Here is a 22,047-nt window from a genome sequence, read left to right as displayed (position 1 = left end):
GGAGGGGGAGCCCTATTCCAGCACCTTCAGCGCCTGCTCGAAGGCCTCGGTCCTCATGCCCGCCAACGCGGCGTTCAACCGCGCCTTGCCGTAGGTGACCTGGCCCTCCCAGCCCTCCAGGACATAGGTCCCGGCGCCCAGGCCCTGGTGGATCTCCGCCAGGTCCGGGGCCGCCAGCCCGGCCGGCGCCGCGACGCCCGGACGCTGGGCCGCCACCGCGTTGAGCATGATCAGGCCGTAGAACAGGTGGTTCACCTGCCGCATGACCTCCAGCCGCGCCCGCTGCCGCGCGTCCGGCGCCTGGCCGAGATAGACGCCCAGCAGCAGGTCGGCCTCGGCCGGGCCAGAGGTCATGAAATTGGCCAGGGTCGCCAGGTCCACATAGCGATCGGCCAGGAAGGACGACTCCCAGTCGACGAACCACAGGCGGCGGCCGTCATAGAGGAGGTTCCGCGGATTGAGGTCGTTGTGACTGGAGACCAGGTCGGCCGGGTCGGTGCGATAGGCGCCCCTCAGCTGCGACCACCGGGCCAACAGGGGCGCGGTCGCCCCAGGCTCCAGCAGACCGGTGGCCCGGTGATCGCCGATCACCGACTCCATGCCCTCCATATAGTCCACCAGGGGCGGAAAGGCCGGGGTCTGGTGCAGGGCGCGCAGGGTCTGGGCCGCCTCGGTGATCAGGTCTGACCGCGTCCCCGGGAAGTCCTGGCTCAGCGAGCGCTCGACGATGAACTCCATGATCGCCACCCCGTCGGCGGGGTCGGCGTAGCGGACCCTCGGCGCGATCACCGCCTCGGCGGCGATGCGCATGCAGGCGTACCAGCGGTCCGGATCACGGAAGGCGTCGCGGCCCCCCTCGATCCGCAGCAGATAGGCGATGCCGCCGACCCGGATCCGGTAGATCAGGGCGCCCGAGAGGCCGCCGCCCAGGGCGACGATCCCGTCCAGCTCCGTCGTGCCGAAGGCGGCCGTCAGGGCGCGGTCGACCGCGGGGCGCTTGGCTTGCGGAATGGACATGGGCTCGGCTCCGGGTGAGCGGCCTTTTCACCCGGATATAATTCAGAGTCAATATAACCCGGATAAATAACTAGGACGCCCCGCGGGACGCCCGCGTCGCCATCCGCCCCACGGCGTCGGAGATCAGCACCGCCCCCACCGCGATCGCCGCGGCCACCAGACAGAGCGCCCCGGCGCGGGCCTCGTCGCCGGGGGACTGGGTGGCGCCATAGATGGCGGCGGGCAGGGTCAGGGTCTCGCCGGGGATGGCGGCCACGAAGGTGATGGTGGCCCCAAACTCCCCCAGCGCCTTGGCGAAGCCGAGGATGGCCCCGGCCGCGACCCCGGGCAGGGCCAGGGGCAGGGTGATCCGGAAGAAGCGCACCAGGGGCCGCGCGCCCAGGGTGCGGGCCACCTCGTCCACCTCCCGGTCGAGGGCCTCGATGGCCAGGCGCATGGGCCGCACCATCAGGGGAAAGGCCATCACCCCGGCCGCCAGGGCCGCCCCGGTCCAGTCGAAGGCGAAGACGATCCCCACCTTCTCCAGCAGGGCGCCGATGGCCCCGCGCCGGCCAAACAGCAGCAGCAGGACATAGCCGGTGGCCACCGGCGGCAGCACCAGGGGCAGGGTCACCAGGCCGTCCAGCAGCACGCGGACAGGATAACGGCCCCGGGCCTGGGCCATGGCGGTCAGCAGGGCCAGGGGCAGGCCGAAGACGGTGGCGGCCAGGGCCACCTTCAGCGACAGGGCCACGGCGGCCCAGTCCTCCGGGGTCAGGGCGCTCACGAGGCCGAGGCCAGGATCTCGACGGGGATTCCCGCGGCGGCCAGGGCCTGCGCCTCCGCCGCCGGCGGGGCCTGGACCACCAGCCGCACCACCCGGCGGCCATCGCGGGCCAGATCGATGAGGGCCTGGGGCGTGGCGGCGGCGGGGGCCAGGCGATCGGCGTCGCGGCGGGCCATCGACAGGATGTCGGGGTCGGCGCCCTCGTCGGCGGCCAGGACGTCGGCGGCGGCCAGGGCCCGGCTGGCCCTCAGGGTCAGCAGGTCGGCGGGTCCGCGCCCGGCCACGAACTGCACCTTGCCGGCGGCCTTGGGGCCCTTGGCGATGGCGGCGCGGAACAGGGTCTGGGCCTGCTCCATGTCGCCGGCCTGGGCCGCCTGGGCCACCGCCCCCGACAGGGTCTCGCGCAGGAAGGCGCGCCGCGCGTGCAGTTCCGGGAACTTGGCCCGGACGTCGTCCTGGAACTTGCGGAACAGGGCGGCCACCCGGCCGGTCCCCTCGGGCACCCGCTGCTCGATGTCGTTGCGCAGCATAGTGGCCAGCATGGGGGAGGCGCCGCCGGTGCCGATGGCGGCCACCACCTCGCCCCGGTCGATCACCGCGGGCGTGGTGAAGTCGCAGAGCTCGGGACGGTCGGTGACATTGACCAGGGCGCGGGCCACCCGGGCGGCGGCGGCGGCGGCCTTGGCGAAGGCCTCGTCCTCGCCGTCGATGAACACCAGCCGGGCGCCGGAATAGCTGCCGGGCAGGAAGGCGTCGGGCCCCTCCACCCGCACCAGCACCGCCGGCGAGGAGGCCAGCAGCCGCAGCTTGGCCTCCGCGGCCTCGCCGGAACCGGCGATCACCACCTTGACGCCGGCCAGGGGGAAATAGGCGGGGAAGGCGTCCACCTAGCCGGTTCTGCAGTTCCGGTAGGGACCGGCCGGCGCCCCGTCCAGGTCGGCGCTCGCCCCCCTGGTCGTCAGGGTCACGCCGCCGGCCGAGAAAATCGGATCGCCGTGCTTCTTCTTCACCTGGCGCAGGGTGGTGGTCTTGCCGCCGGCGGTCACCCGCACGATGCGGCCGTCCAGGGCGTAGGCGGCGACGAACCGCTTCCCGGCGCCGCAGCTATAGGTCATGGGCGCGTCGCTGGCGTCCTCGGGCGCGACGGTGGCGCATCCGGCCAGCGCCAGGCCCGCGGCCAGCGCGATCCAGGGCGCGAGTCTCATTTGAGCCCCTTCAGATAGCCGACCACCGCGGCGCGGTCGGCGGGGACGGCCAGGCCGGTCATCATCTTCGTGCCCGGCGCGAACTTGGCGGGCGCCGCCAGATAGGCGTCGAGATTGGCGTCAGTCCAGGTCTGAGCGCCCTTGGCGGTCAGGCCCGCGGAGTACTTGTAGTCGGGCAGGCTGGCGATCTTGCGGCCGGCGACCCCGCTCAGGCTGGGACCCATGGGGCCGCTCTTGGCGGCGTGGCAGGTCTTGCACTGGAGCATGAAGGTCTTGGCGCCGTCGGCGGCCAGGGCCGGCGAGGCCGACAGACCCGCCAGGGCCAGCAGCAGGGGAAACAGGCGTCTCATCAAATCCCTCAGGGAACCTCGTCCCCTTCACTAGCGCGTCGCGCGCGGCCCGGCCACGACGGCGCACATTTACCGCGAGGACTAAACGACGTTAAGATGATTGTTGAATCTCACCCGGAGAGGGATCTGCCCATGGCCATGACACTCGATGTGAACGGCAAGCCCCTGGCGGTGAAGGCCGCGCCCGACACCCCCCTGCTGTGGGTGCTGCGCGACGAACTGCACCTGACCGGCACCAAGTACGGCTGCGGGATCGCCCAGTGCGGCGCCTGCACCGTGCTGGCCGACGGTCAGCCGATCCGGGCCTGCTCGATTCCCATCGAGGGCCTGGCCGGGGTGAAGATCACCACCATCGAGAGCCTGGGTGGGACCCACCCGCTGCAGCAGGCCTGGGTGAAGAACGACGTCCCGCAGTGCGGCTACTGCCAGTCGGGCCAGATCATGAGCGCCGCGGCCCTGCTGGCCGCCAAGCCCCACCCCACCGACGCCGACATCGACGCGGCCATGGACGGCAACATCTGCCGCTGCGGCACCTATCAGCGGATCCGCGCGGCCATCAAGGAAGCCGCCGGCATGGCCCCCGCCGCCGTCGTCACCCCCGCCGCCCCGGCCAAGGTCTAGGAGCGCGCCGCATGAACAAGATCCTCTCCCCCCGCGAAACCCTCGGCGCCACCCGTCGCGACCTCGTGGTCGGCGCCACCCTGGTGGGCGGCGCCCTGCTGGTGGGCTGCTCGCCGGGCGACCTGCTCAGCGTCGGCGCCAAGGAGGACTTCGGCGCCTTCGGGCCCTTCATCAAGATCGGCGCCGACGGCGCGGTGACGGTGATCTCCAAGCACATCGAATTCGGCCAGGGCAACCATGCGGGCCTGGCGGCCATCGTCGCCGAGGAGCTGGACGCCGACTGGACCAAGGTCACGGTCGAGCAGGCCCCGGCCATCGCCAAGGTCTACGCCAACACCGGCATGGGCGTGCAGGGGACCGGCGGCTCCTCGGCGATCTCCAACTCGTGGACCCAGCTGCGCCAGGCCGGCGCCGGCGCCAAGGCGATGTTCGTCGAGGCGGCCGCCAACAAATGGAACGCGCCGGTCGGCGAGATCACCGTCAAGGACAGCGTCGTCAGCCACGCCAAGTCCGGCAAGTCGGCCACCTTCGCGCAGCTGCTGCCCGAGGCCGGCAAGGTCACGCCCCCCAAGGCCCCGACCCTGAAGGATCCCAAGACCTTCACCCTGATCGGCACCGACCGGGTGCGGCGCAAGGATAGCCTGGCCAAGAGCACCGGGGCCGCCCGCTTCACCCAGGATGTCCAGATGCCGGACATGCTGGTGGCGATGGTGGCCCACGCCCCGCGCTTCGGCGCCAAGGTGGCCAGCTTCGACGCCGCCGAGGCCAGGAAGGTCCCCGGCGTGGTGGAGGTCTACCAGATCCCCACCGGCGTGGCGGTGGTGGCCGACAACACCTGGGCCGCCCGCAAGGGCCGCGAGGCCCTGAAGGTGACCTGGGACGAGAGCGGGGCCGAGAAGGTCAGCTCCGACAAGCTGGCCGCCAACTACCGGCAGTGGGCGGCGGGCAAGGGAACCTTGCCCGAGAAGACCCCCTGGCAGGCCTTCGAGACCAAGGGCGACGCCGCCAAGAAGGTCGAGGGGACCATCTTCGAGACCACCTATGACTTCCCCTTCCTGGCCCACGCGGCCATGGAGCCGATGAACTGCGTGGCCCAGGTGGGCGTCGGCAAGGCCAAGCTGACCTTCGGATCGCAGATCCCGACGGTGGACCAGCTCAACACCGCCAAGATCGTCGGCATGCTGCCGGGCGCGGTAGAGATCGAGACCCTGTTCGCCGGTGGCTCCTTCGGCCGTCGCGCCAACTTCCAGTCGGACTACGCCGCCGAGTGCGTCGAGGTCGCCAAGAAGGTCGGCAAGATGCGGCCGGTGAAGCTGGTCTGGACCCGCGAGGACGACATGGCGGCGGGCTATTTCCGCCCCCTCACCCACCACGCCCTGAGGATCACGCTCGACAAGGAGGGCTATCCGCTGGCCTGGCGCCACCGGATCGTCACCCAGACCCTGATGAAGGGCTCGCCGATGCCCGCCAAGGGTCTCGACGAGACCACCGTCGAGGGCGCCAAGGGCTCGCCCTATCTGAAGGCCACCCCGGTGGTGGACGCCCAGGCCCTGCTGCCCGATCTCGGGGTGCCGGTCCTGTGGTGGCGTTCGGTGGGGGCGACCCACACCGCCTTCGTCATGGAGCACACCATCGACCAACTGGCCCGCAAGGCCGGCAAGGACCCGGTGGCCTATCGCCGGACCCTCTATGAGAAGGCCGGGGCGACCCGCCACCTGGCCGTGCTGAACCTGGCCGCCGAGAAGGCCGGCTGGGACCAGCCCGCGCCCGCCGGCTGGTCGCGGGGCGTCGCCGTGCATGAGAGCTTCGGCACCCTGGTGGCCCAGGTGGCCGAGGTGCAGCTGGTGGACGGCCAGCCCAAGGTCGGCCGCGTGGTCACCGCCGTGGAGTGCGGCACCCCCATCTCCCCCGACCAGATCGCCGCCCAGATGGAGGGCGGCATCTGCTACGGCCTGTCGGCGGCCCTGTTCGGCAAGGTGACCCTGAAGGACGGGGTGGTGGAACAGAGCAACTTCGACACCTACCGGGTGCTGCGCAATTCCGAGGCGCCCACGGTGGAGACCTATATCGTCCCCTCCGGAAACGCCCCCTCGGGCACCGGCGAGCCGGGCACTCCGGTGATCGCGCCCGCGGTCGCCAACGCCCTGCTGGCCCTCAACGGCCAGGCGACGACGAGCCTGCCCTTCGTGAAGGCCTAGTCGCCCAGCAGGTCGCCAAGATCACGGGCGCCGTGGAGGATCCTCACGATCACCACGGCGTCCGGTTCGATCCGATAGAGGATGACGTAGTCGCCGACCGCCCAACTGCGCAGGTCGGGCAGGAGTTCAGGTCGTACGCGGCCCAGCTCCGGAAAGTCGGCCAGCCGCTCTTCGGCATCATAGATGCGTGAGACCACGCGGTCGGCGGCGTTGGGGTTGTCGAGCGCGATGGTCAGCCAGACGTTGCTGAGGTCATGGAGCGCAACAGGCGTTCGGCGCAGCCTAGCCATTCTGGCGTTCGGCCAGCGCTTTCCGATTGCGGGCCAGGAAGACGTCCAGCGGTTCGCGCTCGACCGGCTCTCCACTATCGAGGCCTTCCTGCACGAGGCGCCTCAGTTCGAAGAGCTTGGCTGCGCGGCGTTCCCGTTTGTCGGTCCAGTCCCTCAGCGCCTCGCGAATGACTTCGCTGGAGGACGCGTAGTCACCCGTCCGGACGGCGACCCGCACCTGTTCCGCCAGTTCACCTGTGAGGGCGATGGACAGCTTTTCGACCTTGGACATGGCAAGTCTCCTTGGCGAAGAAATACTACTTCTTCGCACCAAGGTCGAGGTCGGCCGGCTGATCCACATCGAACAGCACCCCGTCGTCGGGGGCCTCCACCAGGGCCAGACGGTCGCCCAGGCCCTGCAGGACCGCCCGCGCCCCGGCGTCGCCGGTGAGCGTCAGCAGCTGGGGGATGAGGGCCGCGCCGATCACCGCCGGGTGGCCCCGCTTGCCGCCGAAGGTCGCCGCGGCGGCCGGGGCGCCGTCCTCGACCGCCTGGGCGAGGGGCGCCAGCACGGCCACCGGAATCCGCGGCATGTCCCCCAGGAAGATGAACACCCCCTCGGCGTCGGCCGGCAGGGCGGCGGCGCCGCGCCGCAGGGAGGCGCCCATGCCCTCGGCGTGGTCGACCGCATGGACGATGCGCAGGCGCGCGCCCTGTCCCGCCGCCTTGGCGTGGGCGGTGGCCACGGCCGCCACCCGGCTGGGATCGGCGCCGGTCACCACCGTGACGGTGCGCACCGGGGCGGCGAAGGCCGCGCGCAGGGCGCCCTCCAGCAACACACCACCGCCATAGGCCGCCAGCAGCTTGCCGCCGCCGAACCGCGTCCCCGACCCCGCCGCCAGGACGATCGCTTCAAATCCGCCCACCCCTGTCACGACCGGTTCTTCCCCTCTATGTTAGGCGCAGCATGACGCCCTATGACGACGCCTCGCCGCAAGCGACTTCGAGACCGGCCCTGATCGACGGCTTTGGCCGCACCGTGACCTATCTGCGGGTCTCGGTGACCGACCGCTGCGACCTGCGCTGCGTCTACTGCATGTCCGAGCACATGACCTTCCTGCCCAAGGCCCAGGTGCTCACCCTGGAGGAGCTCGACCGGCTGGCCACGGCCTTCGTCGACCTTGGGGTGCGCAAGCTGCGGATCACCGGCGGCGAGCCCCTGGTGCGCAAGGGGGTCATGGGCCTGATCGAGAACCTGTCGCGGCACCTGAAGACCGGGGCGCTGGAAGAGCTGACCCTGACCACCAACGGCACCCGCCTGGCCGAGTTCGCCCCCGACCTGGCGAGGTTCGGCGTGCGGCGGATCAATGTCTCGATGGACACCCTGAAGCCGGACCTGTTCCGCACCCTGACCCGCGGCGGCGATCTGGCCAAGGTGATCGGCGGCATCGACGCGGCCCTGGCCGCCGGGATCGCGGTGAAGATCAACGCCGTGGCCCTGAAGGACGACAACGCCGCCGAGCTGCCCGACCTGATCGCCTGGGCCCACGCCCGGGGCTGCGACGCCACCCTGATCGAGGCCATGCCGCTCGGCGAGATCGAGTTCGACCGCACCGACCAGTTCCTGTCCCTCAAGGACGTCCGCCGCGAGCTGGAAAGCTTCTGGACCCTGGAGGACAGCGACCACGTCACCGGCGGGCCCGCGCACTATGTGCGGGTCAAGGAGACCGGCGGCCGCCTGGGCTTCATCACGCCCCTCAGCCACAATTTCTGCGAGGCCTGCAACCGGGTGCGCCTGACCTGCACCGGCACCCTGCACACCTGCCTGGGCCGCGAGGACGCCAGCGACCTGCGCGCCGTGATCCGCGCCGGCGCCGACGCCAGGGGCCTGGAGGAGGCGATCCGCCTGGCCATCGACGCCAAGCCCCAGGGCCACGACTTCCAGATCGTGCGGTCCGGCGCCCCGGCCGTCGCCCGCCACATGTCCACGACGGGGGGCTAGGGTGGCCAAGGTCCTGCTGTTCGGGCGCCTGAGCGACATCGCCGGCTGGCGCGAGCGCAGCCTTGATCCCCCGCCCGCCTCGCTCTTCGCCCTGCGCGCCCAGCTCTGCGCCGAGGACGAGGGCCTCGCCGAGGCCCTGGCCGCCCCCGGCGTCCAGGTGGCCCTGGACCAGGTCCTGGTGCGCGGCGACGCCGCCCTGACCGCCGGCTCGGAGGTCGCCTTCCTGCCGGCCATGAGCGGCGGATGATCACCCTCACCGACCAGCCCTTCGATCCCGGCGCCCTGCTGAGCGCCTTCTGTCGCGACCGCACCGAGACCGGGGCCGTGGCGACCTTCACGGGCCTGGCCCGCGCCGAGCAGGGCTCCACCCGCATCCTCGAGCTGGAGGCCTATCCGGGCTTCACGGAGGCCGAGATCGGCCGCATCGCCGAGGGCGCGCGCCAGCGCTTTTCCCTCGACGATTTCCAGATCGTCCACCGCATCGGCAGGATCGCGCCCGGCGAGGCCATCGTCTTCGTGGCCACCGCGTCGAGCCACCGCCGCGAGGCCTTCGAGGCCTGCGATTTCCTGATGGACTACTTGAAGAGCCGGGCCCCCTTCTGGAAGAAGGAGACCGGCCCCGACGGACAGGCGCGCTGGATCGAGCCCCGGCCGCAGGACCACGCCGACATCACCCGCTGGGAGACCCCATGAACGCCCCGACCCTCAGCCCCGGCGGACGCATCGACGAGAAGCTGACCCTCGTCCCGGTCCGCATCGCCGTCCTGACCATCTCCGACACCCGCGACGAGGAGAGCGACACCTCCGGCCACGTCCTGGCCGAGCGGATCACCGGCGCCGGCCACCAACTGGCCGACAAGACCATCGTCAAGGACGACGTCGACCAGATCCGCATGCAGGTGAAGGCCTGGGTGGCCTCGGGGACCGTCGACGCCATCATCACCACCGGCGGCACCGGCATCACCGGCCGCGACGTCACCCCCGAGGCCGTCGAGCCGCTGTTCGACAAGAAGCTCGACGGCTTCTCGGTGGTCTTCCACATGGTCAGCTACCAGTCGGTGGGGCTGTCCACCCTGCAGAGCCGCGCCACCGCCGGCCTGGTGGGCGGGGTCTTCGTCTTCTGCCTGCCGGGCTCCAACGGCGCAGTGCGCGACGGCTGGGACAAGGTGATCGCCCCCCAGCTCGACAGCCGCCACGGCCCCTGCAACATGGTCGAACTCATGCCGCGCCTGCTGGAGAAATGACCGGCCTCACCCACATCGACGAGACCGGCCGCGCCAATATGGTCGACGTCTCCGACAAGGCCGTCACCACGCGGGAGGCGCTGGCCGAGGGCTTCGTGCGCATGAGCCCGGCGACCCTGGCGCTCGCCCTCTCCGGCGACGCCAAGAAGGGCGACGTGCGGGGGACCGCCGAGATCGCCGGCATCATGGCCGCCAAGAAGACCGCCGACCTGATCCCCCTCTGCCACCCCCTGGCGCTCTCCAAGGTCGAGGTCCGGGTCGAGCCGGGCGAGGGCGGCTTGGCCGTCACCGCGCGCGTGCGCACCACCGGCCAGACCGGAGTGGAGATGGAGGCGCTCACCGCCGTCTCGGTGGCCTGCCTGACCGTCTACGACATGCTCAAGGCCGCCGATAAGGCCATGACCATCGAGGTGGTGCGCCTGATGAAGAAGTCCGGCGGCAAGTCCGGCGACTGGACGCGCCCGTGAAGCTGCTCTCGGTGGAGGCCGCCCGCGCCGCCATGGTGGCCGAGGCTCAGCCCCTGGCCGCCGAGACCATTCCCCTGTCCGCCGCCGTGGGCCGGGTGCTGGCCCACGACGTGAGCGCCGTCCGCGCCCAGCCCCCCTTCACCAACTCGGCCATGGACGGCTGGGCGGTGCGCGCCGCCGACACCCCGGGCTCCCTGGCCATCGTCGGGGAGAGCGCCGCGGGCCACGGCTATGAGGGCGTGCTGGCCGCCGGCCAGGCGATCCGCATCTTCACCGGCGCGGCCCTGCCCGGCGGCGCCGACAGCGTGGTGATCCAGGAGAACGCGACCCGCGAGGGCGAGCAGGTGAGCGTCCCCAAGGCCGCGCCCGGCGACAATATCCGCGACGCCGGCAAGGACTTCCAGGCCGGCGACGTCCTGCTGACCGCCGGAACCCGCATTGATCCCTGGCGGCTGTCCCTGGCCGCCTCGGCCGGCCGCGCCGAGCTCGGCGTCCGCCGCAAACTCCGCATCGCCATCCTCTCCACCGGCGAGGAGATCGTCGAGGCGCCGGCGACGCCGGGACCCTTCCAGATCTACGATTCCGGCTCGCCGGCCCTGCAGGTGATGTGCGAGGCCTGGGGCGCGCAGGCCAGCAGGCTCAGCGGCGTCCGCGACCAGCTGGACGCCGTGGTCGAGGCCATGCGCGAGGCCGAGGCCGACCTCATCGTCACGGTGGGCGGCGCCTCGGTGGGCGACCACGACCTGGTGCGCACCGCCGCCGAGGCGCTGGGGATTCAGTACCGTGTGGAGAGCGTCGCGGTGCGGCCGGGCAAGCCCACCTTCTTCGGGGTCCTGGCCGATGGCCGCCGGCTGCTGGGCCTGCCCGGCAACCCGGCCTCGGCCTTCGTCTGCGCCGAGCTGTTCCTGAAACCCCTGATCGCCGCCTATGGCGGCGCGCCGCACCAGCCCCGCATGGCCAGCGCCCGCCTGGCCGAGCCGCTCGCCGCCAACGGCCCCCGCGAACACTGGATGCGGGCCAAGCTCACCTATGAGGCGGGCGGTATCACCGTCCACCCCTACCGCGACCAGGACTCCTCCCTGATCACCGTCTTCGCCGCCGCCGACGCCCTGCTGGTCCGCCCCCCGAGCGCCCCGGCCTCAGCCGCCGGCGACCTCGTCGAGGTGCTGCGGCTGGACCGGGCGGGGTAGCGGCTAAAGGATGAAGTTGGCGTCGGCGACGGAAACGCCGCCATACACCATCAGACGGGCGTCGGCGACGGCGTCGCCATCGACGTCTAACTCCACGGCATAACCACCCTGCTGTGACGACCAGTTCCGCGTGATTTCGCCGGCATGGCCGGTGAAGGCGGCGCCTTGGGCAAGAAGGTGGAAGGCTTGGTTTCCGGCCTGGGTCGCATCGGCGTCGATCGCTGAGACATCAATGATCGCTCCCCAAGGCGCGCCGGGATTGGGATCCGGATCCATGATCATTCTCGAGATCATGTCGGAGGTGGAGCCATTCCCGATGCTGGCCAAAGTTCTGAACACGAAGGTGTCCACACCCCCAAACGTATAGAACCTGTTGGCGTCGTCATTTGCGTAGACGGTGTCGGCGCCGGCGGTGCCGGTGAAATTCTCGAAACCCGAGATGGTGAGGGCGTGGGTGGCGTCGATCTGCTGCGAACCCGTCGCTGCCAGGTCAACCGTCACGCCGGAACTGACGAAGCTGCTATCAAAGAAGTAGATGCTGTCGTTTCCGGCCCCGCCGATCGCCGTCAGGTCCGACGAGCCACCTGCGTAAATATAATCGTCGCCCGCGCCGCAATCGAGCACATCTCGACCTCCGGAGCCGCCAAACAGTCCGTCACGCCCGTCTCCGCCGCTGATGAAATTATCTCCGGCGTCGCCAATGATGTGATCGTCAGAAGCGGTGCCAATGACGTTCTCGACCGAGTTGAGGTGGTCCGACCCGGCCATGTTGAAGGCTTGAGCTTCTCCCTCTCCGAGAACGACGCGAACGCCGGTCTGAAAGTTCTCATAGGTGACGGTATCGCTGCCTGCCCCCCCATCCAGCGAGTTGCTTTGGAGGCTGCTAACCAGGAAATCGTCGCCGTCACCGCCTCGGATGGTCGCCCCGCCAGCGCCCGTATCGATTACGTCGTTTCCACCTTCGCCTGAGATCACATCTCCGCCGCCATTGCCCGCAAGGTAGTTATCTCCGGCGCTGCCCGTGATGGTGTCCCCGTAGGTGCTGCCGTAGACGCTCTCGATGGAGACCAGGTTGTCGTGGCCGTGGCCGTCGGCGGTCTGGGTGATCAGGTTGACCACGACGCCGCCCGCGACGCCGTCATCAAAGCTGACCGTGTCATCGTTCGCGCCGCCGTCGACGGTATCGTCGCCCGCGCCGCCGGCCAGGAAGTCGTCGCCACCGCGGCCCATCAGGCTGTCATTGCCCTCGCCGCCGAAGATGTAGTTGAAGCCCGAGGTCCCGCTGAGCGTGTCGCCGTAGGACGAGCCGTAGACATATTCGATGGAGTTGAGCTGGTCGGTCCCGGCGCCCAGGGTGTTCTGGGCGGTGGTCAGGGCCAGGTCGACCTTCACGGCCGAGGTCGCGTCCTCGTAGCCGGCCCAGTCATTGCCCGTGCCGCCGTCGATGCGGTCATTGCCCAGGCCGCCCATCAGGTAGTCGTCGTTGGCGCCGCCCGAGAGGGTGTCGTTGCCGTCGTTGCCGGCCAGGACGTCCTCGCCGCCGAGGCCCGAGAGCGAGTCGTCGCCGCCCAGGCCATAGAGGGTGTCGGCGCCCGCGCCGCCCGTGAGCTTGTCCTTGCCCGATCCACCGTTGAGAAACATGGTCCGCTCCGCCCCTGGCCTGATGCCGTGGGCGCAACCTAGGGGCGACGTCCGGGGCGGCAATCGCGCGCAACCTGGAGGTGGCGGGGTAACCTTAAGGCCGACGTCCGGGCGGGAATTCTCGTTAAGGAGTCAGGGATTCCACCGCGTCCCGGCTCAGGTCGCGCCACCACCGTGGGTCTCGATCATTCCCCGGAAGTGCTGGGTGGTGGCGTAGCACTCGCAGGCGCGCTTCTCGAGGCGCGGCCGATCCAGGATCTGGATCACGCCCCGGGTATAGTCGATCAGGCCGTCGGCCTTCAGCACGCTGGCCACCTGGGAGACCGTCGAACGCTGCACCCCCAGCATCGAGGCGAGGAAGTCCTGCTTCAGGGGCAGGGTCGGCCCACCGCCGGTGCGGTCCTGGCATTCCAGCAGCCACCAGGCCAGGCGCTGCTCGTGGGAATGGTGAGTCTGGCAGGCCAGGGTCTGGCGCGCCTCGGCGAGGCTCAGCTCCACATGGCTGCCGACCTTCCGCCGCAGGGAGGCGCTGCCATCATAGGCGGCGATATAGGCCTCGGCCGGAACCCGCAGGGCCAGCAGGTCCACCTGCACCAGGGCGCGGGAGAAGATCACCCCGGCGCCCACCGCCTCCAGGAAGCCGACGCCCCCCTCCCGGCCCACCACCGCGGTCTCCACCGCCACCCCCGACAGCATCACCGACAGCAGGGAGATCAGCCCCTCCTCCGGGAAGTAGACCCAGTCGATGGGGGCCTCGGGCTCGTAGAGCACGGTTCCCGCCTTGAAGGTCATCGGCCGCATCGACTTCGAAAGCACGTCGTAGTCGGAGGGTTCCAGGGAGAGCAGGAGGCGGTTTCCGGTCTGCATCAGGATATCCATGAGCCGCGAGGACCGCGGACCTCAGTGAGGCGTGGAATTCCCTATGAGGCGAGGCCGCGAGCGGCCCCACCCACACTAAGTCAGAAACTGACATTATAAGCAAATACTATTTCATACTATGAATAGAATTACCGGTCTTATGTAATTGTTGAACATCAACTCGGTTTTTCGACCAGTCAAGAAAGAAATGGAGTTATTGCTGGGCGCAAGAGAATTGCCGAGGCCCCGTGATATTCATCAATCGAGTTCTTTCCGCGCTTCCCAAGGCCGACTTGGCGGCCCTGATCCCAGACATGGCCGAGGCGACTTGGGGGCCGGGAGAAGTACTGTACCAGTCGGGCGGTCCGGTGACGGAGGCGCACTTCCCCAGCAGCGCCGGTCTGTCGGTGGTCAAGGTCATGGACGACGGAACCTGCGTCGAATGCGCCACGGTGGGCTCGGAGAGCGCGGTCGGCCTGTTGCCAGCCCTCAGCGGCGGGGTGTCCTCCAACCGCACCTTCGTGCAGCTGGCGGGATCGGGAATCTCCATCCCCGCCGCCGCCCTGCGCGGGCGCGCGCGGCAGAGCCCGGCCCTGGTGGACCTGTTGCTGCGCTTCGCCCAGGTGACCCTGGCCCAGGAAGAACAGTCGGTGGCCTGCAACGCCCTGCATGAGACCGAGCCGCGCCTGGCGCGGTGGATCCTGCAGAGCCAGGACCGGCTGAACGCCCGGGTCCTGCCGCTGACCCAGGACTATCTGGCGATCATGCTGGGGGTGCAGCGCACCACGGTGGGCGCGGCCGCCAGCCGCCTGAAGGCCGAGGGCCTGATCCGCTACAGCCGCGGCCAGCTGGAGGTGCTCGATCGCCCCGGCCTCGAGCGGCGGTCCTGCGAATGCTACGGCGCGGTCCGCGAGCTGCAGGCCCGCTTGCTGGCCCCCGACGAGTCCGACGACGATCCAGGAGTCCCCTGATGCTCACCCCAGACGAAATGAACCTCCGGGCCAAGGCCCTCGACCTGAAGTCGGCGGCGGACGGCATGTCCGCCGGGGACTATCACCAACTGGCCCTGGAATGGCGGCTGCTGGCGACCCAGAGCATCTTCCTGGACGCCATGCTCGCCGCCGAGTCCGCCAGCCGTCGCGACTGAGCCTCAACGAAACGGGCGCCCGCAGGCGCCCCCCCGGCCAGGCCGCCCCTAGAACTGCTCCTGATCGGCGGGCTTGATCTCCTTGGGCCGGGACGCGCTCCAGGCGCCCTCCCGGTCGCGCTTGGAGACCGGTTCGCGCGGCGTCTCCGGAGCCCGGGCATGGCGCAGGGCCATGATCTCGCCGACCACCGACACCGCCACCTCCCAGGGGGCCTTGCCGCCGATGTCCAGGCCGATGGGGGCGTGGACCCGGGCCAGGACGCTCTCCGGAACCCCCGCGGCCCGCAGGGGCGCCAGCCGCTCGGGCAGGCGCTTGCGGGCGCCCAGCAGACCCACATAGCCGGCGGCCGAGGGCAGGGCGGCGGCCAGAGCCGTGCGGTCGATCTCCAGGCTGTGGGTGGCGATGGCGATGGCGGTCCATGCGTCGGTCCCGATGGCGGCCAGAGCCGCCTCCGGCTCGGAGCGCAGATAGGCGATCCCGGCGATGGGCGGGCCAGCCTCCGGCCCCTTGGGGCGGACCAGCGTGGTCTCGAAGCCGCTCTGGGCGCCGAGCTGGCTGATGGCCAGCGCCGTGGGGTCGGAGCCAAACACCACCAGGCGCGGGGTCGGGTCGTAATGGCGGGCGATGGCGCCGTCCCAGGCGGCCTGGGTGTCGGGGTCCACGCAGAGGCGGCGGGTCCCGTCGCTGATCCAGACCGCCGGGCGGCGCTCGGCCTGGGCGGCCAGCAGCTTGGCCAGGGCCGGGTCGCCGGCCGGCACCCGCTCCAGGAAGATCTCGATCCGCGCGCCGCACAGCAGCTGGATGTCGGGCCAGGGGCTGCCCTCGCCGTAGACCAGGCGGCGCGGCGTCCCGTCCTCCAGGCAGGCCGCGGCGTGATCGGCGACATCGCTCTCCACGCAGCCGCCGGAAAAATATCCCGCGACGATCGCCTCGGCGAACACCATCTGGGTTCCCACCGGGCGCGGACCGCCGCCCTCGACGGCCACCAGGGTGGCCAGGGCGAGGGGCAGATTCCGTTGCGCCGCAAGGGCCAGGGCGGGGCGGACGTCCTCGGCCATGCCGAACAGCGGCCACTCGGGCAGGGGTTCTCTCATCCCGCTCAGTTTAACCCCCCAGAAAGGTTCCAGACACCGGTTCTTTAGGCCTTGCCCCCTAAATGGGGGCTCATCAGGTCCGCAACCAGCGTTGTTCATGACTTCTCCGCTTTCCAAGCTCGGTCTCGGCTCCGGCCAGTTCGCCCTCGACCAGGCGACCGTGCGCGGGCGCCCGCCTCAGGCCGAGGTGCGCGACATCCTGGACATCGCCGCCCGGACCCAGCTGGCGGTCTTCGACGTGGCCGGCCGCTCGCCCCAGGTGGAGGACGCCCTGGGGACCATCATGCCCCGGCCCAACCCCTTCCGGATCTCCATCTCCACCGTCCGCGCCGACCGCGGCCCCGACTTCGTGGAGGCCGAGGCCCGCGCCACCCTGCGCCGTCTTGGCGTGGAGAGCGCCGACGCCATCCTGGTGCCCTCGGCCGCCGACCTGTTCGGCCCCCACGGCCTGGCGCTGTGGGACCGGCTGAAGGCCCTGAAGGACCAGGGGCTGACCAGGAAGATCGGCGTCTCGGTCTTCGCCTCCGACGACCCGCTGGGCGTGGCCCGCCGCTTCCGGCCCGACATCATCCAGGCCCCGGCCTCCCTGCTCGACCAGCGGCTGCTGATCGACGGGACCCTGGCGGCCCTCACCGGCATCGGCATCGAGGTGCACCTGCGCTCGATCTTCCTTTCGGGCCTGCTGTTCCTGCCCGCCGACCGGGCCCCCAACCACCTGAAGGAAGCCGCCAGCCGGATTTCCCGGGCCCGCCGGCTGATCGCCGAGGGCCGGTCCGATCCGCTGCAGGCCGCCCTCGGCTTCGCCCTGTCCCGCCCCGAAGCCGCCGCCGTCCTGGTGGGCGTCACCACCGCGGCCGAGCTGAACGCGGTGATCGCCGCGGCCTCCAGCCCGCCGCCGGACCTCGACTGGGACGACATGGCGATCGACGACCCGGTCGCCCTCGACCCCCGCGCCTGGAGGGCCGCCTAGCGCCCCCCACGGCCTGGCTCAAAAGGAGCCCGCGCCATGATCCTCGCCATCCTGCAAGCCCGGATGACCTCGCCCCGACTGCCCGGCAAGGCCATGGCGCCCCTGCGCGGCGAACCCATGATCCTGCGGCAGGTGGAGCGCATCCGTCAGGCCCGCTGCCTGTCCAAGGTGATCGTCGCCACCAGCGACGAGGCCGTCGACGATCCCATGGCCAGCTTCCTGGTGTCCCGCGGCCAGACCGTGTTCCGCGGCGCCTCGGAGAACCTCAGCCGCCGCTTCATGCGCTGCGTGGAGGCCGCCGGCCCGGTCAGCCACGTGGTCCGCATCAAGGGCGACTGCCCCTTCGTCGACCCCGGCCTCATCGACGAGACCGTGCGCCTGGCCCTGGCCTCGGGCGCCGCCTATGTCTCCAACCGCGTGAAGCGCACCTTCCCCCTGGGGCTGGAGGTGGAGGTGGTCACCGCCCAGGCCCTGGCCCAGACCGCCCATGAGGCCGACGAGGCGACGGCGGCCGGAACCTCGCCGCTCGCCCAGATCCGCACCCGGCCCGAGCGCTACCCCCAGGCCCACTGCCTGGCCCGCCGCGACTGGTCCCACCTCGACTGGCGAGTGAAGACCCCGGCCGACATGGCCTTCGCCAACGGGGTCTACGCCGCCCTGCACGCCGACGACCCGGCCTTCGGGATGGAGGACGTGCTGAGCCTCGTGGGCGGCCGCCAGGACCTGGCCCGCTGGGCGGCGTGAGCTAACTCCAAGGTGTCATCCCGGTTTCCGCGTAGCGGAAGACCGGGACCCATAGACACCGATCCCTCCCGAAAGCCCCGCGCATCTGGGACCCGGACAAGCGCAAACGCGCTTTCCAGGATGACACCCATTGATGAGTGACGCGGCCCTACGCCGCCCACGCCTCGTACGGATCGCTGAAGGCCTTGCCCAGCGCCTGGGCCACCGCCGGGTGGGTGATCTGGCCCTTGAGCACGTTCAGCCCCTTGGCCAGGTGCCGGTTGGCCGCCAGGGCCTCGAGCCCCTTGTCGGCCAGGGCCAGGCCGAAGGGCAGGGTCGCGTGGCCCAGGGCCTCCGAGGAGGTGCGCGGCGCGGCGCCCGGCATATTGGCCACGCAATAGTGCACCACCCCGTCCACCACATAGGTGGGATGGACGTGGGTCGTCGGCTTGGAGGTCTCGAAACAGCCGCCCTGGTCGATGGAGACGTCCACCAGCACCGAGCCCGGCTTCATCCGCGACAGGTGCTCGCGGCGCACCAGGGTCGGGGCCGCGGCCCCGGCGGTCAGCACCGCCCCGATCACCACATCGGCCTTCAGCACCTCCTCCTCCACCGCGTCCAGGGTGGAGTAGCGGGTGAGGATGCGGCCGAGGAACATGTCGTCCAGCACCCGCATGCGGGGGATGGAGCGCTCCACCACCACCACCTCGGCGCCGAGCCCCGCGGCCATGCGCGCGGCGTTCATGCCCACGACCCCGCCCCCCAGGACGCAGATCCGCGCCGGCGGCACGCCGGGCACGCCCGAGAGCAGCAGGCCCATGCCGCCATTGTGCTTCAGCAGGGTCTCGCCGGCGGAGAAGACCGCGATCCGCCCGGCCACCTCCGACATCGGCGCCAGCAGCGGCAGGCCGCCCGCCGCGTCCGTCACCGTCTCATAGGCGATGGCCGCCGCGCCGGAGGCCAGCAGCCCCTCGGTCTGGGCCGGGTCGGGCGCCAGGTGCAGGTAGGTGAAGAGGATGTGCTCGGGGGTGAGCCTGGCCCACTCCACGGCCTGGGGCTCCTTGACCTTGATGATCAACTGGCTGCCGGCGAACACCGCGTCGGCGTCCGGCGCGATCGTCGCCCCGGCCCGGACATAGGCCTCGTCGGCATAGCCGGCGCCCTGGCCCGCGCCGGCCTCCACCAGCACCTCGTGGCCATGGACGACATATTCCCGGACGGCGGTGGGGGTCAGACCCACGCGGTACTCGTCCGCCTTGATCTCGCGAGGCACGCCAACGCGCATATCAATCTCCCTTTTGCGAATTTGTTTCGCTTGAGGGAGGAGTTGAGGGTTTAGTTTTGTTCCGTCAACCCAGAACGCAGCTGGCCATCCCCTCGCGGCGGACGGTCCCGGCGGCCTTGCCGATGCGGCCCGAACGGCGCTTCACATAGGGCCCGGGCTTGGCGGCGCGCCATTTCAGCGGGCTGGGCAGGATGGCCGCCAGCCGCGCGGCCTGGGCGTTGGTGAGCCGGTCGGCGCCGACCCCGAAGTTCTTCAGGGACGCGGCCTCGGCGCCATAGACCCCCGGACCCCATTCGACGCTGTTGAGATAGACCTCCATGATCCGCCGCTTGCCCCAAAGGGCCTCGATCAGGACCGTGAAATAGGCCTCCAGCCCTTTGCGCGCATAGGAGCGGTCGGGCCACAGGAAGATGTTCTTGGCGGTCTGCTGGCTGATGGTGGAGCCGCCGCGCACCCGCTTGGAGCGCTCGTTGTGGGCCATGGCCTTCTCCATGGCGGCGAAGTCGAAGCCGCGATGGCTGCAGAACTTGGCGTCCTCGGCGGCGATCACCGCGCGCACCAGGGTGGGCGAGATCTCGTCCAGGGGCCGCCAATGGCGCTCGAAGCCGCGGCCCTCGATGGCGCGCTCCACCATCAGATAGGTGATGGGCGGCGGGATCACCCGGTAGGCGGCGGTCACCAGGATCGGCCCGATCAGGCCGAACACCAGGAACAGCACCACCAGGACGCGGCCCACGCGCCGCCAGAGCGGCCGCCGCCGGGTGGGGTCCTGCGGGATCTCGATGGGCGGGGCGTCGCCGCGGTCCTCGACCGGCCGCGGCGGCTCATTGAGCGAGATGTCGTCCCAGGACTTGGCCAGGCCCTCCCAGCCGCTGTCGGTCTGGGGGGTGAGCCGGAGGCCCTCGTCCTTGTCGGAAGACGCGTTGGTGTCGCTCAAAGTCGAGAACCCTTGCCTTGACCTAAGGGGCCAGTGCTAGCGATGCGGCGCAACCGGTCAAGCCGCCGCACCTGAGGAGAGGTCATGAACGTCACGGAGGCCGTCGCCCGGCGAATCTCCATCCGCGCCTTCAAGCCCGAGGCGCCCTCGGGCGCGGTGGTGCGCGAGATCCTGGAGGCCGCCGCCCGCGCCCCCTCCGGCGGCAACCTGCAGCCCTGGCGGGTCTACGCCCTGGCGGGCCAGCCCCTGGCCGACCTGAAGGCCAAGGTGGCGGCCAATCCCTTCGGCGAGACCCCGGAATACGACGTCTATCCCCCCAACCTCTGGGACCCCTTCCGCACCCGCCGGTTCCAGAACGGCGAGGATCTCTACGCCTCCATCGGCATCCCGCGGGAGGACAAGCCCGCCCGCCTGCGGCAGCTGGCCAAGAACGGCGAGTTCTTCAGCGCCCCAGTGGGCCTGTTCTTCTGCCTCGACCGCAAGCTGGGCCCGCCCCAGTGGTCGGACCTGGGCATGTACATGCAGACAGTGATGCTGCTGGCGGTCGAGCGGGGCCTGGACACCTGCGCCCAGGAATACTGGGCCCGCTATCCCCAGACCGTCGCCCAGGCGGTGAACCTGCCCGAGGACCACATGCTGTTCTCCGGCATGGCGCTGGGCTGGCGCGACGAGAGCGCCCCCATCAACACCCTGCGCTCATCGCGCGATCCCTTCGAGGTCTGGGGGGAGCTGAAGGGGTTCGAATAGGAAGGGGGCGCCTCACGAACGGCGCGGCCCAACAAACCCCTGTCATCCCGGAAAGCCCGCAGGGCTTGTCCGGGACCCAGACGCGCGGGGCTTTCAGGATAGATCGGTGAGTCTGGGTCCCGCACTTTCGCGGCTTCGCCGCTGCATGCGGGATGACACGGTGAGGGCGCGGCCTAAGCCACCTCGAACACCCCGGCCCCGCCTTCCTCGTCCCCCCAGGCCACCCGCTTGCCGTCGGCGGTCATGGCCAGGGCCGAGATCGGGGGGCCCTTCTCGGCCTTCAGCATGTCGATCTTCTGGTCGGTGAGGTCGCAGACCCAGACCCGGCCGTCGTCGAGGCCGGCGGCCACGCGGTTGCCCACCGGGGTGGCGGCCACGCGGTTGACCATGGCCGATTCGTCGAAGCCGATCTCGGCGGCCTGCTTGCCCAGGGGCCCGGCCGAGCCGGAGAAGGGCCAGATCACCGCCCCGTTGGCGCCCGAGGTGGCCAGCATCTGGCCCTTGTAGAGGAAGGCCAGGCTCTTCACCTTGGCCGGATAGCCGCCCATCTTCAGGTTCTTCTCGTCGGCCACCCGCCAGCCGTGCAGCTGGTTTTCCTGCATCGAGCTCATCAGGAACTTGCCGTCCGGGCTCCAGGCCAGGGCCACGTGGCTGCCGGCCCACTTCAGCACCATGGGCTTCTGCTCGGCGATGCGGGCGTACCAGAGCCAGGCGCCGTTATAGGTGGCTGTGGCGATCCGCCGCCCCTTGGGGTCGAAGGCGACGTCGGCCACCGACTTCTCGTGGACGAAGACCCGCGAGAAGGCCGGATCGCCCGCGTCGCGGACGTGCAGCTCCTTGCCGGCGGCGAAGGCGATCAGCTTGGACTCCGGGCTGGCGGCCACCGATTCGATCCAGCGGCCAGGAACCTTGGCGATCTCGCTCACCGTCTCGCCCCGCGACCAGGCCACGACGCCGTCGTCGCCGCCGGTGATCACGCCCTCGCCGCTGGGGTGTGCGCAGGCCGACAGGGCCACGCCCTTGTGGGCCTGGGCGGTGGCGCCGTCCTCGAATCGGACCGTGCCGTCGCCCAGGGCGAAACAGGCCCGGCCGTGGCGGTCGAAGAGGGCGGCGGTGACATAGGCGTCGAAGGAGAAGGTCATGCCCGCGTCTTAGACGCCTAACACCGGTCTTGGCGAGGCGCCGCCTGCCCGGAAATTTCGCCTTTGGGGGGAGGCTGGCGGGCAGGCCCCCGCCTTGACCGGCCGCGGGAGCCGGTTCGGGCTTTACAATCCCGATTTGATTGGCGAAGGGTGTCCGGACTGTAGACGGGCGC

General features: G+C 70.6%; 27 protein-coding genes. 13 read left to right on the top strand and 14 right to left on the bottom strand.

What is annotated here, in order from left to right; all coding sequences use genetic code 11:
• Positions 1 to 12: 12 nt before the first annotated feature.
• The 5 genes from ACO06I_RS18060 to ACO06I_RS18040 form a co-directional block, all read right to left on the bottom strand.
• The gene (locus ACO06I_RS18060) at positions 13 to 1,017 is read right to left on the bottom strand and encodes a phosphotransferase (protein ID WP_421934009.1); all 1,005 of its coding nucleotides are present in this window, start codon (positions 1,015 to 1,017) and stop codon (positions 13 to 15) included.
• A gap of 70 nt (positions 1,018 to 1,087) precedes the next feature.
• A complete protein-coding gene (gene modB / locus ACO06I_RS18055) occupies positions 1,088 to 1,783 on the bottom strand; it encodes a molybdate ABC transporter permease subunit (RefSeq protein WP_421934008.1) in 696 nt (231 codons plus the stop codon).
• Complete coding sequence (locus ACO06I_RS18050) at positions 1,780 to 2,670, bottom strand: NAD(P)-dependent oxidoreductase (RefSeq protein WP_421934007.1); 891 nt, start codon at positions 2,668 to 2,670, stop codon at positions 1,780 to 1,782. The genes modB and ACO06I_RS18050 overlap by 4 nt, the downstream gene beginning before the upstream one ends.
• The gene (locus ACO06I_RS18045) at positions 2,671 to 2,988 is read right to left on the bottom strand and encodes a hypothetical protein (protein ID WP_421934006.1); all 318 of its coding nucleotides are present in this window, start codon (positions 2,986 to 2,988) and stop codon (positions 2,671 to 2,673) included. It lies immediately after the preceding gene.
• Entirely contained in the window at positions 2,985 to 3,338 is a 354-nt protein-coding gene (locus tag ACO06I_RS18040; RefSeq protein ID WP_421934005.1) for a c-type cytochrome, read from the bottom strand. The genes ACO06I_RS18045 and ACO06I_RS18040 overlap by 4 nt, the downstream gene beginning before the upstream one ends.
• Positions 3,339 to 3,470: 132 nt before the next feature.
• Here ACO06I_RS18040 and ACO06I_RS18035 point away from each other — a divergent pair, with 132 nt between their 5' ends.
• Positions 3,471 to 3,959 carry a (2Fe-2S)-binding protein gene (locus ACO06I_RS18035; protein WP_421934004.1) on the top strand — a complete coding sequence of 163 codons (489 nt, stop codon included), beginning with the start codon at positions 3,471 to 3,473 and terminating at the stop codon, positions 3,957 to 3,959.
• 11 nt (positions 3,960 to 3,970) lie between these two features.
• Positions 3,971 to 6,157 (top strand): molybdopterin cofactor-binding domain-containing protein, encoded by a 2,187-nt coding sequence (locus ACO06I_RS18030; protein WP_421934003.1) that lies wholly within the window; start codon positions 3,971 to 3,973, stop codon positions 6,155 to 6,157.
• Here ACO06I_RS18030 and ACO06I_RS18025 read toward each other — a convergent pair.
• The 3 genes from ACO06I_RS18025 to ACO06I_RS18015 are packed head-to-tail and all read right to left on the bottom strand — an operon-like array spanning position 6,154 to position 7,361.
• A complete protein-coding gene (locus tag ACO06I_RS18025; protein WP_421934002.1) occupies positions 6,154 to 6,447 on the bottom strand; it encodes a type II toxin-antitoxin system RelE/ParE family toxin in 294 nt (97 codons plus the stop codon). The two genes, ACO06I_RS18030 and ACO06I_RS18025, sit on opposite strands and share 4 nt — an antisense overlap.
• Positions 6,440 to 6,718, bottom strand: coding sequence for a type II toxin-antitoxin system ParD family antitoxin (locus tag ACO06I_RS18020; protein ID WP_421934001.1), 279 nt, complete (start codon positions 6,716 to 6,718; stop codon positions 6,440 to 6,442). Before ACO06I_RS18020 ends, ACO06I_RS18025 begins: the two co-directional genes overlap by 8 nt.
• Positions 6,719 to 6,743: 25 nt before the next feature.
• The gene (locus ACO06I_RS18015; RefSeq protein ID WP_421934000.1) at positions 6,744 to 7,361 is read right to left on the bottom strand and encodes a nucleotidyltransferase family protein; all 618 of its coding nucleotides are present in this window, start codon (positions 7,359 to 7,361) and stop codon (positions 6,744 to 6,746) included.
• A gap of 32 nt (positions 7,362 to 7,393) precedes the next feature.
• Here ACO06I_RS18015 and moaA point away from each other — a divergent pair, with 32 nt between their 5' ends.
• The 6 genes from moaA to glp are packed head-to-tail and all read left to right on the top strand — an operon-like array spanning position 7,394 to position 11,329.
• On the top strand, positions 7,394 to 8,428 hold the full coding sequence (gene moaA, locus ACO06I_RS18010) for a GTP 3',8-cyclase MoaA (RefSeq protein WP_421933999.1): 1,035 nt from the start codon (positions 7,394 to 7,396) through the stop codon (positions 8,426 to 8,428).
• Position 8,429: 1 nt separating this feature from the next.
• Positions 8,430 to 8,675 (top strand): MoaD/ThiS family protein, encoded by a 246-nt coding sequence (locus tag ACO06I_RS18005; RefSeq protein WP_421933998.1) that lies wholly within the window; start codon positions 8,430 to 8,432, stop codon positions 8,673 to 8,675.
• Positions 8,672 to 9,121 (top strand): molybdenum cofactor biosynthesis protein MoaE, encoded by a 450-nt coding sequence (locus ACO06I_RS18000; RefSeq protein WP_421933997.1) that lies wholly within the window; start codon positions 8,672 to 8,674, stop codon positions 9,119 to 9,121. Before ACO06I_RS18005 ends, ACO06I_RS18000 begins: the two co-directional genes overlap by 4 nt.
• Complete coding sequence (gene moaB / locus ACO06I_RS17995; RefSeq protein ID WP_421933996.1) at positions 9,118 to 9,672, top strand: molybdenum cofactor biosynthesis protein B; 555 nt, start codon at positions 9,118 to 9,120, stop codon at positions 9,670 to 9,672. Before ACO06I_RS18000 ends, moaB begins: the two co-directional genes overlap by 4 nt.
• Positions 9,669 to 10,139: a cyclic pyranopterin monophosphate synthase MoaC gene (moaC, locus tag ACO06I_RS17990; RefSeq protein ID WP_421933995.1), complete on the top strand. Its 471-nt coding sequence runs from the start codon at positions 9,669 to 9,671 to the stop codon at positions 10,137 to 10,139. Before moaB ends, moaC begins: the two co-directional genes overlap by 4 nt.
• The gene (glp, locus tag ACO06I_RS17985; RefSeq protein WP_421933994.1) at positions 10,136 to 11,329 is read left to right on the top strand and encodes a gephyrin-like molybdotransferase Glp; all 1,194 of its coding nucleotides are present in this window, start codon (positions 10,136 to 10,138) and stop codon (positions 11,327 to 11,329) included. The genes moaC and glp overlap by 4 nt, the downstream gene beginning before the upstream one ends.
• Positions 11,330 to 11,332: 3 nt before the next feature.
• Here glp and ACO06I_RS17980 read toward each other — a convergent pair whose 3' ends face one another.
• The gene (locus tag ACO06I_RS17980) at positions 11,333 to 12,970 is read right to left on the bottom strand and encodes a calcium-binding protein (RefSeq protein ID WP_421933993.1); all 1,638 of its coding nucleotides are present in this window, start codon (positions 12,968 to 12,970) and stop codon (positions 11,333 to 11,335) included.
• 156 nt (positions 12,971 to 13,126) lie between these two features.
• On the bottom strand, positions 13,127 to 13,837 hold the full coding sequence (locus ACO06I_RS17975; RefSeq protein WP_421933992.1) for a Crp/Fnr family transcriptional regulator: 711 nt from the start codon (positions 13,835 to 13,837) through the stop codon (positions 13,127 to 13,129).
• Positions 13,838 to 14,142: 305 nt separating this feature from the next.
• Between ACO06I_RS17975 and ACO06I_RS17970 the strand changes: the two genes are divergently transcribed.
• Together ACO06I_RS17970 and ACO06I_RS17965 are read left to right on the top strand one after the other, a co-directional pair.
• Entirely contained in the window at positions 14,143 to 14,799 is a 657-nt protein-coding gene (locus tag ACO06I_RS17970) for a Crp/Fnr family transcriptional regulator (protein WP_421933991.1), read from the top strand.
• Positions 14,799 to 14,975 carry a hypothetical protein gene (locus ACO06I_RS17965; RefSeq protein WP_421933990.1) on the top strand — a complete coding sequence of 59 codons (177 nt, stop codon included), beginning with the start codon at positions 14,799 to 14,801 and terminating at the stop codon, positions 14,973 to 14,975. Before ACO06I_RS17970 ends, ACO06I_RS17965 begins: the two co-directional genes overlap by 1 nt.
• 48 nt (positions 14,976 to 15,023) lie before the next feature.
• On the opposite strand, the gene ACO06I_RS17960 is transcribed toward ACO06I_RS17965, so the two are convergent.
• Entirely contained in the window at positions 15,024 to 16,070 is a 1,047-nt protein-coding gene (locus tag ACO06I_RS17960) for an XdhC family protein (protein WP_421933989.1), read from the bottom strand.
• Between the two features lie 97 nt (positions 16,071 to 16,167).
• On the opposite strand from ACO06I_RS17960, the gene ACO06I_RS17955 reads away from it, so the two are divergent.
• Entirely contained in the window at positions 16,168 to 17,040 is an 873-nt protein-coding gene (locus tag ACO06I_RS17955; RefSeq protein WP_421933988.1) for a bifunctional regulator KidO, read from the top strand.
• Positions 17,041 to 17,076: 36 nt separating this feature from the next.
• A complete protein-coding gene (locus ACO06I_RS17950) occupies positions 17,077 to 17,784 on the top strand; it encodes a glycosyltransferase family protein (RefSeq protein ID WP_421933987.1) in 708 nt (235 codons plus the stop codon).
• 148 nt (positions 17,785 to 17,932) lie between these two features.
• On the opposite strand, the gene ald is transcribed toward ACO06I_RS17950, so the two are convergent.
• Together ald and mtgA are read right to left on the bottom strand one after the other, a co-directional pair.
• On the bottom strand, positions 17,933 to 19,048 hold the full coding sequence (gene ald, locus ACO06I_RS17945; RefSeq protein ID WP_421933986.1) for an alanine dehydrogenase: 1,116 nt from the start codon (positions 19,046 to 19,048) through the stop codon (positions 17,933 to 17,935).
• Between the two features lie 64 nt (positions 19,049 to 19,112).
• Positions 19,113 to 19,826, bottom strand: coding sequence for a monofunctional biosynthetic peptidoglycan transglycosylase (gene mtgA / locus ACO06I_RS17940; protein ID WP_421935104.1), 714 nt, complete (start codon positions 19,824 to 19,826; stop codon positions 19,113 to 19,115).
• Positions 19,827 to 20,069: 243 nt separating this feature from the next.
• On the opposite strand from mtgA, the gene ACO06I_RS17935 reads away from it, so the two are divergent.
• Positions 20,070 to 20,732, top strand: a complete 663-nt coding sequence (locus ACO06I_RS17935; RefSeq protein ID WP_421933985.1) for a nitroreductase — start codon at positions 20,070 to 20,072, stop codon at positions 20,730 to 20,732.
• A 173-nt stretch (positions 20,733 to 20,905) separates the two neighbouring features.
• Here ACO06I_RS17935 and ACO06I_RS17930 read toward each other — a convergent pair whose 3' ends face one another.
• The gene (locus tag ACO06I_RS17930) at positions 20,906 to 21,874 is read right to left on the bottom strand and encodes a WD40 repeat domain-containing protein (protein WP_421933984.1); all 969 of its coding nucleotides are present in this window, start codon (positions 21,872 to 21,874) and stop codon (positions 20,906 to 20,908) included.
• Positions 21,875 to 22,047: the final 173 nt, after the last annotated feature.

It is taken from the genome of Phenylobacterium sp. (assembly GCF_965229015.1).
Classification (GTDB): Bacteria; Pseudomonadota; Alphaproteobacteria; order Caulobacterales; family Caulobacteraceae; genus Phenylobacterium.
The sequence above is the reverse complement of the archived record's forward strand: the minus strand, read 5'-3'. Positions and strand labels throughout refer to the sequence as shown.

Bases quoted from the DNA above. Each gene is read 5' to 3' on its own strand.
- ACO06I_RS18040 (WP_421934005.1), bottom strand. From the start codon at position 3,338: ATGAGACGCCTGTTTCCCCTGCTGCTGGCCCTGGCGGGTCTGTCGGCC.
- ACO06I_RS17965 (WP_421933990.1), top strand. From the start codon at position 14,799: ATGCTCACCCCAGACGAAATGAACCTCCGGGCCAAGGCCCTCGACCTG.
- ald (WP_421933986.1), bottom strand. From the start codon at position 19,048: ATGCGCGTTGGCGTGCCTCGCGAGATCAAGGCGGACGAGTACCGCGTG.
- ACO06I_RS18000 (WP_421933997.1), top strand. From the start codon at position 8,672: ATGATCACCCTCACCGACCAGCCCTTCGATCCCGGCGCCCTGCTGAGC.
- ACO06I_RS17950 (WP_421933987.1), top strand. From the start codon at position 17,077: ATGATCCTCGCCATCCTGCAAGCCCGGATGACCTCGCCCCGACTGCCC.
- ACO06I_RS17970 (WP_421933991.1), top strand. From the start codon at position 14,143: ATGGCCGAGGCGACTTGGGGGCCGGGAGAAGTACTGTACCAGTCGGGC.
- ACO06I_RS18045 (WP_421934006.1), bottom strand. From the start codon at position 2,988: ATGAGACTCGCGCCCTGGATCGCGCTGGCCGCGGGCCTGGCGCTGGCC.
- ACO06I_RS18020 (WP_421934001.1), bottom strand. From the start codon at position 6,718: ATGTCCAAGGTCGAAAAGCTGTCCATCGCCCTCACAGGTGAACTGGCG.
- ACO06I_RS17975 (WP_421933992.1), bottom strand. From the start codon at position 13,837: ATGCAGACCGGAAACCGCCTCCTGCTCTCCCTGGAACCCTCCGACTAC.
- ACO06I_RS17930 (WP_421933984.1), bottom strand. From the start codon at position 21,874: ATGACCTTCTCCTTCGACGCCTATGTCACCGCCGCCCTCTTCGACCGC.
- ACO06I_RS17935 (WP_421933985.1), top strand. From the start codon at position 20,070: ATGAACGTCACGGAGGCCGTCGCCCGGCGAATCTCCATCCGCGCCTTC.
- moaB (WP_421933996.1), top strand. From the start codon at position 9,118: ATGAACGCCCCGACCCTCAGCCCCGGCGGACGCATCGACGAGAAGCTG.
- ACO06I_RS17980 (WP_421933993.1), bottom strand. From the start codon at position 12,970: ATGTTTCTCAACGGTGGATCGGGCAAGGACAAGCTCACGGGCGGCGCG.
- moaC (WP_421933995.1), top strand. From the start codon at position 9,669: ATGACCGGCCTCACCCACATCGACGAGACCGGCCGCGCCAATATGGTC.
- ACO06I_RS17955 (WP_421933988.1), top strand. From the start codon at position 16,168: ATGACTTCTCCGCTTTCCAAGCTCGGTCTCGGCTCCGGCCAGTTCGCC.
- ACO06I_RS18060 (WP_421934009.1), bottom strand. From the start codon at position 1,017: ATGTCCATTCCGCAAGCCAAGCGCCCCGCGGTCGACCGCGCCCTGACG.
- ACO06I_RS18030 (WP_421934003.1), top strand. From the start codon at position 3,971: ATGAACAAGATCCTCTCCCCCCGCGAAACCCTCGGCGCCACCCGTCGC.
- ACO06I_RS18035 (WP_421934004.1), top strand. From the start codon at position 3,471: ATGGCCATGACACTCGATGTGAACGGCAAGCCCCTGGCGGTGAAGGCC.
- moaA (WP_421933999.1), top strand. From the start codon at position 7,394: ATGACGCCCTATGACGACGCCTCGCCGCAAGCGACTTCGAGACCGGCC.
- ACO06I_RS17960 (WP_421933989.1), bottom strand. From the start codon at position 16,070: ATGAGAGAACCCCTGCCCGAGTGGCCGCTGTTCGGCATGGCCGAGGAC.
- ACO06I_RS18025 (WP_421934002.1), bottom strand. From the start codon at position 6,447: ATGGCTAGGCTGCGCCGAACGCCTGTTGCGCTCCATGACCTCAGCAAC.